This is a genomic window from Nocardia amamiensis NBRC 102102 (assembly GCF_001612745.1).
Lineage (GTDB): Bacteria > Actinomycetota > Actinomycetes > Mycobacteriales > Mycobacteriaceae > Nocardia > Nocardia amamiensis.
Window position 1 is genome coordinate 84,832 of record NZ_BDBA01000005.1, and the last position, 14,992, is coordinate 99,823.

At 67.4% G+C, this 14,992-nt stretch carries 14 protein-coding genes; 7 read left to right on the top strand and 7 right to left on the bottom strand.

Translation table 11 applies throughout. The features are described 5' to 3' along the window. Positions 1-92: 92 nt before the first annotated feature. The 3 genes from NA4_RS02290 to NA4_RS02300 form a co-directional block, all read right to left on the bottom strand. On the bottom strand, positions 93-809 hold the full coding sequence (locus NA4_RS02290) for a TetR/AcrR family transcriptional regulator (RefSeq protein WP_067463188.1): 717 nt from the start codon (positions 807-809) through the stop codon (positions 93-95). A gap of 109 nt (positions 810-918) precedes the next feature. After that, complete coding sequence (locus NA4_RS02295) at positions 919-1,914, bottom strand: oxidoreductase (RefSeq protein ID WP_067463195.1); 996 nt, start codon at positions 1,912-1,914, stop codon at positions 919-921. A gap of 37 nt (positions 1,915-1,951) precedes the next feature. Continuing rightward, on the bottom strand, positions 1,952-3,022 hold the full coding sequence (locus tag NA4_RS02300) for a DNA polymerase IV (protein ID WP_067463197.1): 1,071 nt from the start codon (positions 3,020-3,022) through the stop codon (positions 1,952-1,954). Positions 3,023-3,117: 95 nt separating this feature from the next. On the opposite strand from NA4_RS02300, the gene NA4_RS02305 reads away from it, so the two are divergent. Together NA4_RS02305 and NA4_RS02310 are read left to right on the top strand one after the other, a co-directional pair. Further along, positions 3,118-3,705, top strand: coding sequence for a TetR/AcrR family transcriptional regulator (locus NA4_RS02305; RefSeq protein ID WP_067463060.1), 588 nt, complete (start codon positions 3,118-3,120; stop codon positions 3,703-3,705). Further along, positions 3,702-4,136, top strand: coding sequence for a PaaI family thioesterase (locus NA4_RS02310; RefSeq protein ID WP_067463063.1), 435 nt, complete (start codon positions 3,702-3,704; stop codon positions 4,134-4,136). Before NA4_RS02305 ends, NA4_RS02310 begins: the two co-directional genes overlap by 4 nt. A 71-nt stretch (positions 4,137-4,207) precedes the next feature. Here the strand turns inward: NA4_RS02310 and lon are convergent, their stop codons facing one another. Continuing rightward, positions 4,208-6,544, bottom strand: a complete 2,337-nt coding sequence (lon, locus tag NA4_RS02315) for an endopeptidase La (RefSeq protein WP_067463200.1) — start codon at positions 6,542-6,544, stop codon at positions 4,208-4,210. Between the two features lie 261 nt (positions 6,545-6,805). On the opposite strand from lon, the gene NA4_RS02320 reads away from it, so the two are divergent. From NA4_RS02320 to NA4_RS02340, 5 genes are all read left to right on the top strand, one after another. Beyond that, positions 6,806-8,161 (top strand): DUF445 domain-containing protein, encoded by a 1,356-nt coding sequence (locus NA4_RS02320; protein ID WP_067463066.1) that lies wholly within the window; start codon positions 6,806-6,808, stop codon positions 8,159-8,161. A gap of 111 nt (positions 8,162-8,272) precedes the next feature. Beyond that, positions 8,273-9,064 (top strand): TIGR03084 family metal-binding protein, encoded by a 792-nt coding sequence (locus NA4_RS02325; protein ID WP_067463068.1) that lies wholly within the window; start codon positions 8,273-8,275, stop codon positions 9,062-9,064. Between the two features lie 292 nt (positions 9,065-9,356). Next, positions 9,357-10,541 (top strand): L-2-hydroxyglutarate dehydrogenase, encoded by a 1,185-nt coding sequence (gene lhgD / locus NA4_RS02330; protein WP_067463204.1) that lies wholly within the window; start codon positions 9,357-9,359, stop codon positions 10,539-10,541. A 133-nt stretch (positions 10,542-10,674) separates the two neighbouring features. Beyond that, positions 10,675-11,133: an SRPBCC family protein gene (locus NA4_RS02335; RefSeq protein WP_067463070.1), complete on the top strand. Its 459-nt coding sequence runs from the start codon at positions 10,675-10,677 to the stop codon at positions 11,131-11,133. 10 nt (positions 11,134-11,143) lie between these two features. Further along, positions 11,144-11,716 (top strand): ribonuclease H family protein, encoded by a 573-nt coding sequence (locus NA4_RS02340; RefSeq protein WP_067463073.1) that lies wholly within the window; start codon positions 11,144-11,146, stop codon positions 11,714-11,716. Positions 11,717-11,793: 77 nt separating this feature from the next. On the opposite strand, the gene NA4_RS02345 is transcribed toward NA4_RS02340, so the two are convergent. The 3 genes from NA4_RS02345 to NA4_RS02355 form a co-directional block, all read right to left on the bottom strand. Continuing rightward, the gene (locus NA4_RS02345) at positions 11,794-12,585 is read right to left on the bottom strand and encodes a hypothetical protein (protein WP_067463076.1); all 792 of its coding nucleotides are present in this window, start codon (positions 12,583-12,585) and stop codon (positions 11,794-11,796) included. Positions 12,586-12,717: 132 nt separating this feature from the next. Beyond that, entirely contained in the window at positions 12,718-13,896 is a 1,179-nt protein-coding gene (locus NA4_RS02350) for an MlaD family protein (protein ID WP_067463079.1), read from the bottom strand. Next, complete coding sequence (locus NA4_RS02355) at positions 13,893-14,984, bottom strand: MCE family protein (protein WP_067463082.1); 1,092 nt, start codon at positions 14,982-14,984, stop codon at positions 13,893-13,895. Before NA4_RS02355 ends, NA4_RS02350 begins: the two co-directional genes overlap by 4 nt. Positions 14,985-14,992: the final 8 nt, after the last annotated feature.

A 14,992-nucleotide genomic window follows, 5' to 3' on the forward strand; every position in this document is an offset into this window, starting at 1 on the left:
AACATGCGGGATCGTTGCGCAGAGAACCGTATCGGATCAGGGCAGCGGCGGTGGCGACCCCTTCCCACTCGGGCAGAGCCCGGGCACCACGGTCACCTGGACCGGCGCCCGTCCAGCCCGTCCAGCACACGGTCCAGCCCATAGCGGAACTTCCGCTCGCGCCGCTGTTCCGGGTCCTGGTTCCAATCCTCTTGGACGCGCGGAAACTCGCGCGCCGCCTCTTCCGCGGCGGGCCGCAGCTCGGCAAGCCACTCCTGTTCGGTCTTCCCGCTGCGGACCAGCAGAGTCAGATACGCCGCCTCGGCGATGCCCATGCCGACCACGTAGCTGATCACGGTGCCGATGCCGTCGCTCGCCTCGTCGACGGGGAAGCCGCCCGCTTCGAACAACCCGACCATGCGGTCGTTGAGCCGCATCACGTTCGGGCCCAAGTACGACAGCCCGACCTGGCCGAGCGTCGAGGCCATCCACGGGTGTCGCAGGATCATCGCGCGCAGGATCATCGCGCACTCCTGCGTCGCCGTGCGCCACTGCGCCGGATCGCCGATCTCGGGAACGCTGATCTCGCCGTAGACCTCGTCGACCACCAGCTCGATCAGCTCGTCGCGATTGGTCACATGGCGGTAGAGCGAGGTGGCGCCCGCGTTCAGCCGGGCGCCGAGCTGGCGCATGCTCAGCGCCTCCATTCCCTCGGCGTCCAGCAGCGCCACCGCCTCGGCCACGATCTGTTCCCTGGTCAGAGCCGGTTGTTCGCGGCCGCGCCTTGGGCGCGTCCACACCGAACCCACCGGCTGTTTCTCGGCGGACATGCCCACTCCTTCCGTTCGCCGTCAGCATAACGCACGTCGTTCGCAGATGCGTACGTCATGCACCGTTAGCGCACAGTGTTCGCTTCGATGCGTTTCCTAGCCCTGACGATCAGAACTCGCCAGCGACGCCCAGTACCGTCCGGCCCGAGTGGGTTCCGTTCGTGATCGAGTGCAGCACCCGCTCTGCCTCGGTGACCGGAGCGTAGCTCTGCAGGGTCGAAAGATGCTGCGGGCGAAGCTCATTACCGAGCCTGGTCCACAGCTCGGCACGCCGCTCGATGGGCACGTTCACCGAATCGATGCCCAGCAGGGCGACCCCGCGCAGGATGAACGGCATCACCGTGGTCGGCAGCTCGGCCCCACCGGTGAGCCCGCTGACCGCAACAGCGCCGCCATAGCCGATCGCGCTGAGGATGTAGGCGAGGGAAGTACCGCCGACGCTGTCCACCGCCGCGGCCCAGCGGGCCTTGGTCAGCGGCCGCAGCTTGGCGCTCGGGTCCTCCGGCAGGCGGCCGATCACCTCATTGGCGCCGAGTTCGCTGAGCAAATCGTCCGCGTCGGTCTTGCCGGTCGAGGCGATGACCTCGAAGCCGAGGCGCGAGAGGATATCCACGCTGACGCTGCCTACGCCGCCGGTCGCGCCGGTGACCAGCACCGGGCCGTCGTCCGGGGTGAGTCCGCGATCCAGCAGGGCCTGCACACTCAGTGCCGCGGTGAAGCCGGCGGTGCCGATCGCCGCCGCCTCGCGCGGGCTCAGCCGGTCGAGCTTGACGATCCAGTCCGCCGGCACCCTGGCGTATTCGGCGAAACCGCCGTTGTGGGAGACACCGAGTCCGTAGCCGTGCGCGATCACCGGATCGCCGGGAGCGAAGTCGTCGACGGACGATTCGACCACCTCGCCCGCGAGATCGATGCCGGGCACGATCGGGTAGTCGCGGACCACGCCGCCACCCTTGGTGATCGCCAAACCGTCCTTGTAGTTCGCGCTCGAGTAGTGCACTTTGATCGTCACGTCGCCCGGTCCGAGGAATTCCTCGTCGACCTGCCGCCGGGTCAGTACGATCCCGCTCTCCGATTCCTGTGCCACCATCGCCCAGAACTCCATGCCGACGAGCATACGAGCGCCCGGACGGCTCCGGGCACTACTGCGGCACGAGTTCCAAGCGGACACCGAGCAGACGAACCGGCCGATCGAGCTCGAACCGGTCGACGATGCGCACCGCGGTCTCGGCGATCCGCGCGACGTCGATGGTCGGTTCAGGGAGCTTCTCCTGCTTGCTCCGGGTGTAGAAGGTGTTGGTGCGAACCGTCACGGACACCCGGGTGCCGATCCGGCCCGCGGCGGCCATCTCTTCGGCGACCTCGGTGGCCAGCCGCGCGACCTGGGCACGAATCTCGACCGGATCGGTCAGGTCGCGCGGAAATGTCTCGGATTTGCTGCGGCCTACGGGAATTCGCGGTTCGGTGGTGACCTCGGTGTCGCCCTTGCCATGTCCGAGCACCCAGAGATAGGGACCGGTGTTCGGACCGAACTCGGCGGCAAGCCGATGCCGGTCGGCCACCATCAGCTCGCCGACCGTCTGAATGCCGAGCTCGGCGAGGCGGGCGGCGATCCGATTGCCGATACCCCAGAGCGCGTTGGTCGGGCGGTGGGCCATCACATCGCTCCAGTTCGCGGCGGTGAGCCGGTAGACGCCCGCGGCGGCTCCGGCGCCTGCGGCCGGTTCGGCCGACGACTTGCCCGCAGACTTGGCGAACCCGGTGGCGAGCTTGGCGGTGAGCTTGTTATCGCCGATGCCGATCGAGCAGGTCAGTTCCAAACCGGCGATGGCGCTGCGAACCCGCTGTGCGAGGGCCTCGGGGTCGTCGGTGTCTGCGGCGAGGAACGCCTCGTCCCAGCCCCACACCTCGACCCGCCCGGGAAACGTCCGCAGCAATGACATCACCTCGTCGGAGGCGTCTTCGTAGGCTGCCATGTCCAAAGGCAGGAAAATGCCCTCGGGGCATTTGCGCTGCGCACTGCGCAGCGGCATCCCGGCCCGTACCCCGAACGCACGCGCCGGGTAGGACGCGCAGGTCACCACCTTGCGCGGTTCGGTCGGATCACCGTGCCCGCCGACGATGACCGGTAGCCCCCGCAGTTCCGGATGGCGGCGGAACTCCACCGCCGCCTGGAACTGGTCGAGGTCGACGTGCAACAGCCATCTGGCCACATGGTCGTTCTTACCGCAGCCCTCCGACACGCTGCCGGAATTCCGCCGAACCGGACCGCCTTGTGCGGTGTCGAAAACAGAACTAAATTCTGTATGTGAAGATTCGAGATCGGTTGCTGCTGGCGGCCGAGCGGCAGTTCGCCGAGCGGGGCGCGCTGGACGCAACGCTGACGCAGATCCGCGACGCCGCGGGCGCCAGCGTCGGGGCGCTCTACCACCACTTCCCGGACAAGGCCGACCTGTACCGGCAGGTGTGGGCCAACGCGCTCGCGGACTACCAGGAACACTTTTGGGCGGTGGTCGGCGACAGCGCCAACGCCTATGAAGGGATCACCGCCGGAGTGCGCGAGCACCTGCGCTGGGTGAGCGAGAACCAGTACCGGGCAATGGTGCTCACCTCGGCGCGGCCACCTGGGGTACGGGAGAGCGAGAGCAATCGTCGTTTCATGAGCGACACCGCACGCTGGTGGCGCACGCATGCCGGATACGGGGTGGTCCGTGATCTCCCGCTGGACTTGGTCTACGCATTGTGGTTGGGACCAGCGCAGGAGTACACGCGGCAGTGGCTCGGCGGCGAAATGCGCATCTCACCGACCGAAGTCGCAAGCGAACTCGCCGACGCCGCCTGGATCACTCTCGTCGCCGACCGCACCCGAACCCCCGACGGAAAGGTTTTCGAATGACCGCCCCCACGCTGGACATCGACAGCGCGCGAAAGATACTCGACGCACAGCCGTTCGCCACCCTGGTCGGCACCGAGATCACCGCGTTCGGCGATGGCGCCGCTACCTTGGTCATCCGCATCCGTCCCGAACTCGGACAGCAATTCGGCTTCGTGCACGGCGGCGTGCTCGCCTACGCGGCCGACAACGCGCTCACCTTCGCAGCGGGAACAGTCCTCGGGCCGAACGTGCTCACCGGCGGTTTCACCGTCACCTACCTGCGGCCTGCCGCGGGAACACGGTTGCGTGCCGAGGCAACCGTCACGGGCTCGACCCGGCGACAGGCCGTGGTGCACTGCGAGATCTACGCCGAGAGCCCGGACCGCGAACCCGCGCTCTGCGCGGTGGCACAGGGTACTACGCGAACCGTGGAACGAGACCTGGGAGCGTGAGTCCACGCTATCGGCCGCGACACCACAAGGCCGGGCACGGAAGGTTTTCCATGCCCGGCCCTTGGCGCAGCTCAGGCGGTGGCGGCGAGGGTCATGCCATCGAGCGCCGGTTCGGTGACCGGCTCGATGGCGTAGGCGAGGATGTCGGCTACGTCGGCGACAGGGCGGACATCCAGCGCGGCAAGAACTTCCTCGGGGACGTCGTCGAGGTCCGGCTCGTTGCGCGCCGGGATGAACACCGTCTTCAAGCCGGACCGCTGGGCGGCGAGCAGCTTCTGCTTCACACCACCGATCGGCAGCACCCGGCCGTTCAGCGTGACCTCCCCGGTCATGCCGACATCCGAGCGCACCTGGCGACCCAGCGCCAGCGAGACCAGAGCCGTGACCATGGTGACGCCCGCGGACGGGCCGTCCTTGGGCACCGCGCCCGCCGGGAAGTGGATGTGGATATTGCGATCCAGCACCGACGGCTCGATGCCGATCTCCTCCAGGTGCGAGCGCACGTAGGTCAGCGCGATCTGCGCGGATTCCTTCATGACGTCGCCGAGCTGGCCGGTGAGGGTCAGCGAGCGCTCACCCTCGGCGGCGTTGGCCTCGATGTAGAGGACATCGCCACCGGCCCCGGTCACGGCGAGACCGGTCGCCACACCCGGGACCGCGGTGCGTTCCACCGAGTCGGGGGTGAAGCGCGGGCGGCCGAGGTAGTCCTTCAAGTCGCCCAGACCGATCGTCAGGGCGTCCTGCACCAGTTTCTCGTAGCCCAGCTCCGCGTCGTAACCCGATGCGGCAGGGGCGGTTGCACGCTCCGACAGCCGAGTCGCCGCCTTGCGCAACGCCTTCGCGATCAGCCGCTCCATCTGCCGCACTCCGGCTTCCCTGGTGTAGTTGGCCGCGATCTCGCGCAGCGCCTCCTCGGTGACGGTCACCTCGTCGGCGGTGAGCGCGTTGCGCTCCAGTTGCCGCGGCACCAGGAAGTCGCGGGCGATCGCCACCTTGTCGTCCTCGGTGTAGCCGTCGACGGTGATCAGCTCCATCCGGTCCAGCAGCGGTCCGGGGATGGTCTCCATGACGTTCGCCGTGGCGATGAACAGCACGTCCGACAGGTCGAGGTCCAGATCGAGGTAGTGGTCGCGGAAGGTGTGGTTCTGCGCCGGGTCCAGCACTTCGAGCAGGGCGGCGGCCGGATCGCCACGGAAGTCCGAGCCGACCTTGTCGATCTCGTCCAGCAGGACGACCGGGTTCATCGAACCGGCCTCTTTCATAGCGCGCACGATGCGACCGGGCAGTGCGCCGACGTAGGTGCGCCGGTGACCGCGGATCTCGGCCTCGTCGCGCACGCCGCCCAGGGCGACGCGAACGAACTTGCGCCCCAAGGCGCGCGCGACGGACTCACCGAGCGAGGTCTTGCCCACACCGGGCGGGCCGACCAGCACCAGCACCGCACCGGAACCACGTCCACCGACGACCTCCAGGCCACGGGCGGCACGGCGGGCCCGCACGGCCAGGTACTCGACCATGCGGTCTTTGACCTCGTCCAAGCCGTGGTGATCGGCGTCCAAGACCGCGCGGGCAGCCGAGACATCGGTGCTGTCGGTGGTTTTCACCGTCCACGGGAGTTCCAGCACGGTATCCAGCCAGGTCCGGATCCAGCCGGATTCCGGGCTTTGATCGCTGGCCCGCTCCAGCCTGCCGACCTCGCGCAGCGCCGCCTCCCGCACGGTGTCGGGCAGTCCGGCCTGCTCGACGCGGGCGCGGTAGTCGTCGGCGCCGTCGGGTTCGTCCTCGCCGAGTTCCTTGCGGATGGCGTTGAGCTGCTGGCGCAGCAGGAACTCGCGCTGGCTCTTCTCCATCCCCTCGCGGACGTCTTCGCTGATCTTCTCGGTGATCTCGGCCTCGGCAATGTGCTCCTTGGTCCACTCGATCAGGGTGCTCAGCCGCTTGGTCACATCCGGCGTTTCCAGCAGCTCCCGCTTCTGCTCGAAGGTCAGGTACGGCGCGTAACCCGCGGTGTCGGCGATCGCCGACGGCTCGGTGAGCTGATTGACCGCGTCGATGATCTGCCACGCCTCGCGGCGCTGGAGCACCGAGACGACCAGCTTCTTGTACTCGGCGGCCAGCTCCTTGGTCCGGCCGTCCGGTGTGGGTGTCTCGACCGGTTCGGCCTCCACCCACAGCGCGGCGCCCGGTCCGGTGACCCCGTGTCCGATCTTGGCGCGCCGCTCGGCCTTCAGGACGGCCGCAGGGGCTCCGCCGCGCATCCGGCCGACCTGTTCGATGGTCGCGACCACACCGTAGGTGGCGTAGCCCTCGGTCAGCCGGGGGGCGAGCAGCACGGAGTCCTTCTTGGCCGCCCGGGCGGCATCGATCGCAGCCTGCGCGGACTCGTCCAGTTCGATGGGCACGACCATGCCCGGCAGCACGATCGGATCGGTCAGGAACAGCACCGGCAGGTTCTGTGGTGTAGTCACGTCTTCGACCCTTCCAAAAGTTGAGCGTTGCCTACTCAACCCGGGGGTCTTCGCGTTTGTTCCACGCCGCTCGTGTCGTTCGCTGACGGCGAATTCTCCGCCCAGGGGCCTCGTTGACACTCCGTCCAAGACAATGAGAACGTGGGGGCCTTGGTATCTCATACCGGCGGTACCGCCGGCTCGGCCTAGGGAGTCCCATCGATGTCGTCGCTCGCCGCTGGCGTGTTCATCGACTGGGAAGGGTTGACCGGGCAGTCGAAGTTCGTGGTCGACCTGGTCACGTTTCCGGTCTTCAGTGCGCTGGCCGGGTGGCTGACCAACTGGACCGGCGTACTGATGCTGTTCTGGCCGATCCAGTTTCGCGGTGTTCGCATCCCCGGCCTGCAGGTGCTCTATCCATACTTTCCGCGCCGGGTCCAGGTACTGCCGACCTTTTCCGGCGACGGCCGCCGCCTCGGATTCCAGGGCTTCATTCCGGCGCGCGCGGAGAAGATGGCCAGTATCTGCGTGGACAAGGCGCTGATGCGGATCGGCAGTCCCAAGGACTTCATCCACGAACTCGATCTGGACGGTATCGCCGACTACACCGCGATGCTCGCCCGCCAACAGGTGCGGCCGCTGGTCGACGAACTGATGTACCGGGAGAACCGCGACCTGTGGCGCACGGTGCCGCGCGCCGCCAAGCAGTTGATCTACCAGCGGGTGGATCGGGAACTGCCCGCGCTGTCGCGCCGCGCGTTCGCCTCACTCGGCGACAACGTGGACCAACTGATCGACATCAAGAGCTTCGTCATCCGCTACCTGCGGGAAAACCCGGCCATCCTGAAGGACCTGACCACCACCATCGCGGCGCCGGAGTTGCGCTTCATGGTGCGCATCGGATTGCTCGGCGCGCCATTCGGTTTGCTGCTGGCCTTGTATATGCATGTGCACCAGCGCATTCCCGTATTCGGCTTGGTGCCGGGCTGGGTGATCGTACTGCTCGCCTCGGCGGCGATCGGCGTGATCGTGAACGTCATCGCCGTGAAGATGGTGTTCGAGCCGGGCGACCCACAACCGAGGTACAAGTACCTGTGGAAGCAAGCGCTGCTGGCGAAGCGGCAGCCGCAGGCGGCGACCGACCTCGCGCACATCCTGGCCTATCAGGTGCTGACCCTGCCCAATCTGTCGAAAGAGCTGCTCGACGGCCCGAACGGGGACAAGACCAGGCAGTTGCTGGAGCATGTGATCGCCGACGAGATCCATCGCCAGCTCGGACCGACCACCACGCTGGTGCGCGCGGCACTGGGACGCCGCCAGTTCGTCAACCTCTCAGTGGGCGCGGCGGGAGCCGCGGTCGGCTTGGCGCCCAGTCTGGTGGAAGACGAGGAGTTCACCCTCGAACAGGCCAAGACCATCGACGATTTCGCGGCGCGCAAACTCCGGCGGCTGACGCCGGGCGAGTTCATGGAGATGTTCTACGCGTCCGTCGAGCAGGACGCCTGGCTGCTGTACCTGCACGGGGCGGTGCTCGGACTTGTCGTCGGCGCCTCCCACCTGGTCGTTTTCGGCTGGTAAGGCGTACCCCCGGCAAATATAAAACAAGCATGCTTGCCTTTTTCTATTGCCGCTGCGATGCTGGACAATAACGGCACACATGGTGGTGTGCCCGGGAGGGCAAGGAAACGTATGGCTGACCTCGACGCGCTGCTCGGCGATCTCGCCGAAGAATGCGCGGAACTGGAACGACTCGTCGGCCCCCTGGCTCCGCAGGAATGGGCGCGTGCGACCCCCGCAACCGGCTGGACCATCGCCCATCAGATCGGCCATCTGGCATGGACCGACGAAATCGCGACGATCGCGGCAGCGGACCCCGAGACCTTCCAGCGTCTGGTGACCGAGGCCGGGCCGCGTGCGCTCACCTTCGTCGATGAAGCGGCCGAGAAGGCCGCGACCGAGCCACCCGCCGACTTGCTCGACCGGTGGCGGCGTGGACGCGCCTCCCTCGCCGCGGCACTGCGCGCGGTGCCCGCGGGTGTCAAAGTGCCGTGGTTCGGGCCGCCGATGAGCGCGGCCTCGATGACCACCGCCCGCATCATGGAGACATTCGCACACGGGCAGGACGTGGCCGATGGGCTCGGCGTGCGCAGGACGCCCACCGCGCGGCTGCGCACCGTGGCCCATATCGGCGTGCGCACCAGGAACTTCGCCTACACGGTGCACGGAAAGACCCCGCCCGCAGCGGAATTCCGAGTCGAGCTGACGGCGCCGGACGGCACGATCTGGTCCTGGGGCCCCGACGATGCGGCACAGCGGGTGACCGGACCCGCGCTCGACTTCTGCCTCCTCGTGACGCAGCGCCGCCATCGGGACGACCTTGCGATCGAGCCGCACGGCGACGACGCCGCGGAATGGCTCACTATCGCACAGGCTTTCGCGGGGCCGACGGGCGAGGGAAGGGCAGCGGGCCAGTTCGCCTGACCCGCCGCCCCCGACCCGATCCGAAGAGTAAGGAGCGGGCGAGCGCCACACTTGGGTGCGCCTTGTTCGTGTCGACGGCCGGACGCCGTTGGCCGGAGGTGTCTCGATGTGGCAGTCGAGAATGGCGCTCGCCTGCTACACGGGTGTTTACCCGCTCGTGCACTGCCGGAAACATAAACGCCCCCAGCAGGGCACCATCGTGGAAACACCGCTTACCCTGCTCGACAATGAGCGAGCGAACCAGCGACACAGCCGCGATCATGCCGGAGCCGAGCGGGACCGAGGCGCGGGGATGACCACCTATGACTTCTGCGTCATCGGCGGCGGCATCGTCGGCGTCGCGACCGCGCACCAGATCCTCGCGCGCCACCCCGGTGCGAGCCTGGTGCTGCTGGAGAAGGCGTCCGAGCTTGCCACCCACCAGACGGGTCACAACAGCGGCGTCATCCATTCCGGCATCTACTATCCGCCGGACAGCCTGAAGGCCACGCTGTGCCGCCGTGGCGCCCGCTGGACCAAGGAGTTCGCTGCGGCACATGACATTCCGTACCGAGTCTGCGGCAAGTTGCTGGTGGCCACCGACGACGCCGAATACGCACGCATGCTCGCGCTGCACGAACGGTCGATCACCAACGGGGTGGCCGTCGAACTGATCGACGCCGCGGGACTCGCTCGACGTGAACCGCGGATCACCGGTGTCGGCGCGTTGTTCGTCCCAGACACGGGGATCATCGACTTCACCCGGGTGACGACCGCGCTCGCCGACGAAGTTCGCACAGCAGGTGGCGAATTCGTGCTCGGCGCCGAGATCACCACGCTCTCCGAGACGTCGGACGCGGTGACCGCCGCAGGCCCGACCGGCTCCTGGTCAGCGCGCCGCTTGGTGGTCTGCGCGGGTTTGCAGGCCGATCGGATGGCACGAGCGGCCGGGCTGCGCACGGACTTTCGCATCGTTCCGTTCCGAGGCGAGTACTACCAGCTGCCGCAGGAACGAGCCGGGCTGGTCCGCACACTGATCTACCCCATTCCGGATCCCGAGTTGCCCTTCCTCGGGGTGCATTTGAGCCCGACGATCGACGGTGCGCTGACCGTCGGCCCGAACGCGGTGCTCGGATTGGCCAGAGAGGGCTACCGCAAGGGCAGCTTCGATGCCAGGGACGCACGAGAGATACTCGGATTTCCCGGATTTCACCGGGTCGCCAGGGCGAACGTGCGGACCGGGCTGCGGGAACTGCGCGACTCGCTGTTCAAACGCGGATACCTGGCGCAGTGCCGCCGCTACTGTCCGGAGCTGACGCTCGCCGATCTGCTTCCACGCGAGGCCGGCATTCGCGCGCAGGCGGTGTTGCGAGACGGAACCCTGGTGCACGACTTCATGATCGAGCGGACCGAGCGCTCGATTCACCTGCTCAACGCGCCCTCACCCGCGGCGACCTCGGCCATGCCGATCGCGGAGCACATCGTCGACCAACTCTGAGCGCCGCCGAAAGACGCCAAGACAAACCGGCCGGTCGCAATCTGGCAATGCGGCACACCAAAATTTCACAGAGGCCTCGAATAAAGAGGAGAGCTGTAGTACTTTTGACGCCAGTCGTGAACAGGGAGGGCCTATGGGCCACATCAAGTACGCGAGTGACGTCGGAGCGCCCGTCGAGGTCGCCTTCAACTACACGGAGAACCACCTATTCGTGCCGGACTGGATGTTCGGCGTCGCGAAATTCGTACCGACCGGCGAAGCGGACCGCGGACTCGGCGCGGTCTTCGCGACCAGCGCCCGCCTCGCACTCTGGCGACCGCATGTGACCTGCGAGATCACCGAATACCGCCGCAACGCGGTGATCGGGTATACGCTTCGTGGACGCTTGTCCGGAACCCTGACGCTGCGCTTCGACCCGCTCGGCTACGGGCGGTCGGTGCTGACCTCCGAGGCGGCATACGGCGGGCCGCGTGGCCCGGTAGGACGCCTGGTGGACGCTGCGGTCAGATCGGCGCTGCGGCGTACCGAATCCCGGTTACGGAGGGAGATAGAGGAATTCCACGGTACCGATCTTGTCGGTCGGATTGCGTAGGGTGCCAGCCATGATCATCGTGAGCACCGACGGATCCTGCCTGCGCAATCCCGGCGGCGCCATCGGCTGGGCTTGGGTCAATCATCAGGGCTCCTCGGCAAGTGGGGGAGCCGCGTCCGGAACCAACCAGGTCGCGGAATTGCGCGCGGTGCTGGAGGCGATCCTCGCCCATCCCGGTTCCGAACCCCTTCTCATCGAAAGCGATTCGCTCTACGCGATCAAGTGCGCCTCGGAGTGGGTGTCGGGCTGGCGGCTCAATGGATGGCGGACGTCCACCGGCGGCGCGGTGAAGAATGTCGAACTCGTCCAGCAGATCGATCGAGCCATCGCGAGCAGGCCCGGCCCGGTCCGATTCCGGTGGGTGCGAGGACATGTCGGCAACTATTTCAATGAGCAGGCCGACGCGCTGGCCGGCGAAGCGGCTCGGCAGGCTGCGGTCACCGCGGCTGTCGCCGAGGCGAACACCGTGGAAATGCCCGCGGTGACTGTGGAGGAAGCGTCGACGGCGCCGGAAGCGCCGAAGGACAAGGCCGCGGGGAAGGCGGCCGCGCCGTCGGCGCCACAAGCATTGACACTGTTCTGATCCGCTCGCGCGGGCACGGGAGTCTGCCCGAATGACCTCCGGCGGTGGTGGCTCGGCCCACCGCCGGAGGCGCTCGGCTAGTTACCCGGCTGCGGCCCGGGCTGCGGGGACGGCGCGGGCTGCGGAGCACCGCCCGGCGCAGGCGCACCAGGCAGGCCCGTACCGGCGCCCTTCAGCATCGGCGAGTCGAGCTTCTCGACCAGCCACTTGTCGCCCGACTTCTGCAGCTGGGCGATCACGACCACGAACTGCCGCTCCGGGGTGGCCTGGGTGAAGTTGGTCCGATACTGCGTGAGGGTCACCAGCACCTTCGCCGAGGTCTTGTCGCCGGACTGGTAGCCGCACTGCACGTCGTCGGCCCACGACTTGACCTGCGCTTGCACCATCGCGTCCTTGAGCGCCTTGGTCGCATCGTCGAACTCTTTCAGGAACTCCCCGGTCGATCCGGCCTTCACGGTGGTGAAGTAGTCGTCCAAGTTCTTCGAGTAGTCGTAGACCGAGACGTCCTTGCCGAACTCGCAGGCGGCGCTGGTCGAATCGCGAATCGCGTCGAGCTTGTCACCGCGGTCCTTACCCTGCAGGAAGAACACGACGAGCGCGGTGATCGCCGCGACCGCCAGCACACCCGCCGCAAACGCGGCCACCAGCGGAAGCGATGCGGACTTTCCGGACGCGTCCGCCTTGGGAGCGTCTTTCGCCGCCGCCTTCTTCTCCGTTTCGGTCTTGTCTGCCTTCTCCGCCTTGGACAGCTCGGGCTTCGCCGCGGCAGCGGCATCCTCCGACTTCTCGGTCACCGCGTCGGTGTCCTTGCCGCCCGCGGCGGCCGTGGTCTCGGCGTCCTTGTCGGTCTCGGCGTCGTCGGTAGACATCGATACAAACCTGCTTTCCCGGCGCGCATCGGTGCGCACCGATTGGCTTCAGGGCCCGCGACAGCGAACCTTACGCGTTCTACCGGCGAGTATGCCCGGTCCGGCGGGATGACCGGCGGACCGGGTGCGAACTCACCGCACCGGAGGAAGGGTCCGCTCGTTCGGATCCACACCCGGCGGCATGTGCGCGCCGTTGTTCGGCACGTTCGGCCGCGGCGCGTTCGCCGCACCACGGACAAGCTGACCCGGCGGCGGGTTCTCACAGTAGTTCCACTTCGGAATCGTGCCGTCCTGCACGACCTCGTTGCGGATCTTCGGCGTCTCGTAGGTGCAGAACGGCCGCGGCCAGATGTCGATGATCGCGTGGAACTCACTGTCGTGCGCCGGGATGCCCAGTGCCTCGCCGCCGAGCGCGAGCGAGGGGAACAGCGCCCGCAGCGCGGGCAGCCGCAACTGCGCCGCCTTGGTGATCGCCTGGAAGTTGGTCGCCAGGCTGGTGATCGGATCGGCCGTCCGGTCCACCACCGCGCCGAGGCTGGTGAGCTGGCCGGGAGCCTGATCGAGCACGCGCTGCAGTTCGGCATTCGCGTTGTTGAACTGCTCGAACAGCGTGCCGGAGTTGCGGGTCAGGGTGGCCAGATCCGGCTGCGCCATGGACGTGGTGTTGGCGATGGTGCGCAGATTCGTGATCAGGTTCGTCGTCTGCGGCAGCAACGAGTCCAGGCCGGCCATGGCCAGGCTGATCCCGTTGACCATGCCGCGCAGCTGATCCGGTCCCGCGCTGAGCGCGATGTCCAGCTCCTGCAGGATGACCTTGAAGTGGTCCGGGTTGATCTGCGCGATCAGGGCGCTGGAGTTGTCCAGCACCGCCCACACCGGGGTCGGCGTCTGGATCTTCTCCGGATCGAACCTGATCACCGCGCCGTCGGCCAGGAACGGACCCTGCTCGGAGTTCGGCCGGAAGTCGATGTACTGCTCGCCCGCGCCGGACAGGGCCTGCACCGCGATGCGGGTGTCCACCGGGATCTTGTACTTCGCGTCGATCTGCGCGGTGGCGGTGATGGCCTGGCCGCGGTCGATGAGCTCGATCGAGGTGACCTTGCCGATCCGCCATCCGCGCAGAGTCACGTCGTTGCCGGGTTGCAGCCCGCCGGAACGGTCCAGGTTCACCATGACCGTGTAATCCGAGCGCAGCGGATTGACCCGCATGACGTTCACCATCAGGTACGCGGCGCCGACCAGCAGCACGAGCACCAGGCCCAGGTTCGACAGCAGCAGCTTGCGCCCGGCCAGGTTGCGAAGGAAGGTCATCGGTGTCCTCCCGCCACCCGGCCCTGCACCAGTTGCAGCACCTGGATCAGGCTCCCCGCGAAGTCCTGCAGGTCGTGCAGATCCTGCATCTTCCCGTGCTGCGGGTCGGTGAGCGCGCTGATGTCGAGGTTGGTCACGTTCCCGAACACCGCGAAACTGCTGCCCCGGAAGGTCGCGTCGATCTTCGGCCGCAGCACCCGCAGCCGATCGAGCAGCACGCCGAAGCCGTCACCGGTTCTGGCCAGCGCGTCCATCAGCTGACGGGTGTTGTCCAGCAGACTGCCGAGCTGGTCGGTGGAGGTGTTCGCGTAGTCGCCGAGCGCGGCGCTGGCCACCGACAGCTTGGTCAGCAGTTCGCCGATGGCCCGGTTGTTCTCCGCGACGGCGCCGATCATCTGCGGCAGCGTGTCGGCCACTTCGCCGAGTTCGGACCGCCGCGACTCGATAGTGTTGGCCAAGGTGCTGAACTCACCCAGGACGCTGTCCACGCGGGCGGTGTTGGCGTTCAAACTGCTGACCACACCGGTCATTTCGGTGATCAGATGGGCCAGCTGCCCGCCGCGGCCGCCGACGATGGAGTCCAACTCCGCGCCCAGCCGGGACAAGCTCGCGATGCCGCCGCCGTTGAACAGCATGGACACCGAGATGAGCAGCTGCTCGACGGTCGCACCCGCGGAGGTGCTGTCCAGGGTCAGCGTGTCGCCGTCGCGCAACATTTCCGCGCCCGGCTCGGCCTTCGGCTTGGACACCGCGACGAACACGTCACCGAGCGGGGTGGCCTGACGCAGTTCCGCCGTGCTGCCCTTGGGCAACTCGATGTCCTTGCGGATGGTCAGATCCACGACGGCCTGGAAGTTCTTCGTCTTGATGTCGCTGACCACGCCGACATCCGAACCGCCGATCTTCACCTTCGCCTGGTCGGGCAGGTTCAGCGCGTTCTCGAACAGCGCGTGCACCGTGTAGGTGTCCCCGCTCACACCGGGTTTGGGCAGCGGCAGTTTCTCCACGGTGAACCCGCAGCCCGCGGTGACCGACACACCGGCCACCGCGACGACGGCGACCAGCGCCCTGCGTGCCTTGATCGTCATTCGGTACG

What these genes read in the sequence shown, in the direction of transcription:
- NA4_RS02345 (WP_067463076.1), bottom strand. Translation starts at nt 12,585, where the DNA reads ATGTCTACCGACGACGCCGAGACCGACAAGGACGCCGAGACCACGGCC.
- lon (WP_067463200.1), bottom strand. Translation starts at nt 6,544, where the DNA reads ATGGTCGTGCCCATCGAACTGGACGAGTCCGCGCAGGCTGCGATCGAT.
- NA4_RS02325 (WP_067463068.1), top strand. Translation starts at nt 8,273, where the DNA reads ATGGCTGACCTCGACGCGCTGCTCGGCGATCTCGCCGAAGAATGCGCG.
- NA4_RS02310 (WP_067463063.1), top strand. Translation starts at nt 3,702, where the DNA reads ATGACCGCCCCCACGCTGGACATCGACAGCGCGCGAAAGATACTCGAC.
- NA4_RS02355 (WP_067463082.1), bottom strand. Translation starts at nt 14,984, where the DNA reads ATGACGATCAAGGCACGCAGGGCGCTGGTCGCCGTCGTCGCGGTGGCC.
- NA4_RS02295 (WP_067463195.1), bottom strand. Translation starts at nt 1,914, where the DNA reads ATGGAGTTCTGGGCGATGGTGGCACAGGAATCGGAGAGCGGGATCGTA.
- NA4_RS02320 (WP_067463066.1), top strand. Translation starts at nt 6,806, where the DNA reads ATGTCGTCGCTCGCCGCTGGCGTGTTCATCGACTGGGAAGGGTTGACC.
- NA4_RS02340 (WP_067463073.1), top strand. Translation starts at nt 11,144, where the DNA reads ATGATCATCGTGAGCACCGACGGATCCTGCCTGCGCAATCCCGGCGGC.
- lhgD (WP_067463204.1), top strand. Translation starts at nt 9,357, where the DNA reads ATGACCACCTATGACTTCTGCGTCATCGGCGGCGGCATCGTCGGCGTC.
- NA4_RS02350 (WP_067463079.1), bottom strand. Translation starts at nt 13,896, where the DNA reads ATGACCTTCCTTCGCAACCTGGCCGGGCGCAAGCTGCTGCTGTCGAAC.
- NA4_RS02335 (WP_067463070.1), top strand. Translation starts at nt 10,675, where the DNA reads ATGGGCCACATCAAGTACGCGAGTGACGTCGGAGCGCCCGTCGAGGTC.
- NA4_RS02290 (WP_067463188.1), bottom strand. Translation starts at nt 809, where the DNA reads ATGTCCGCCGAGAAACAGCCGGTGGGTTCGGTGTGGACGCGCCCAAGG.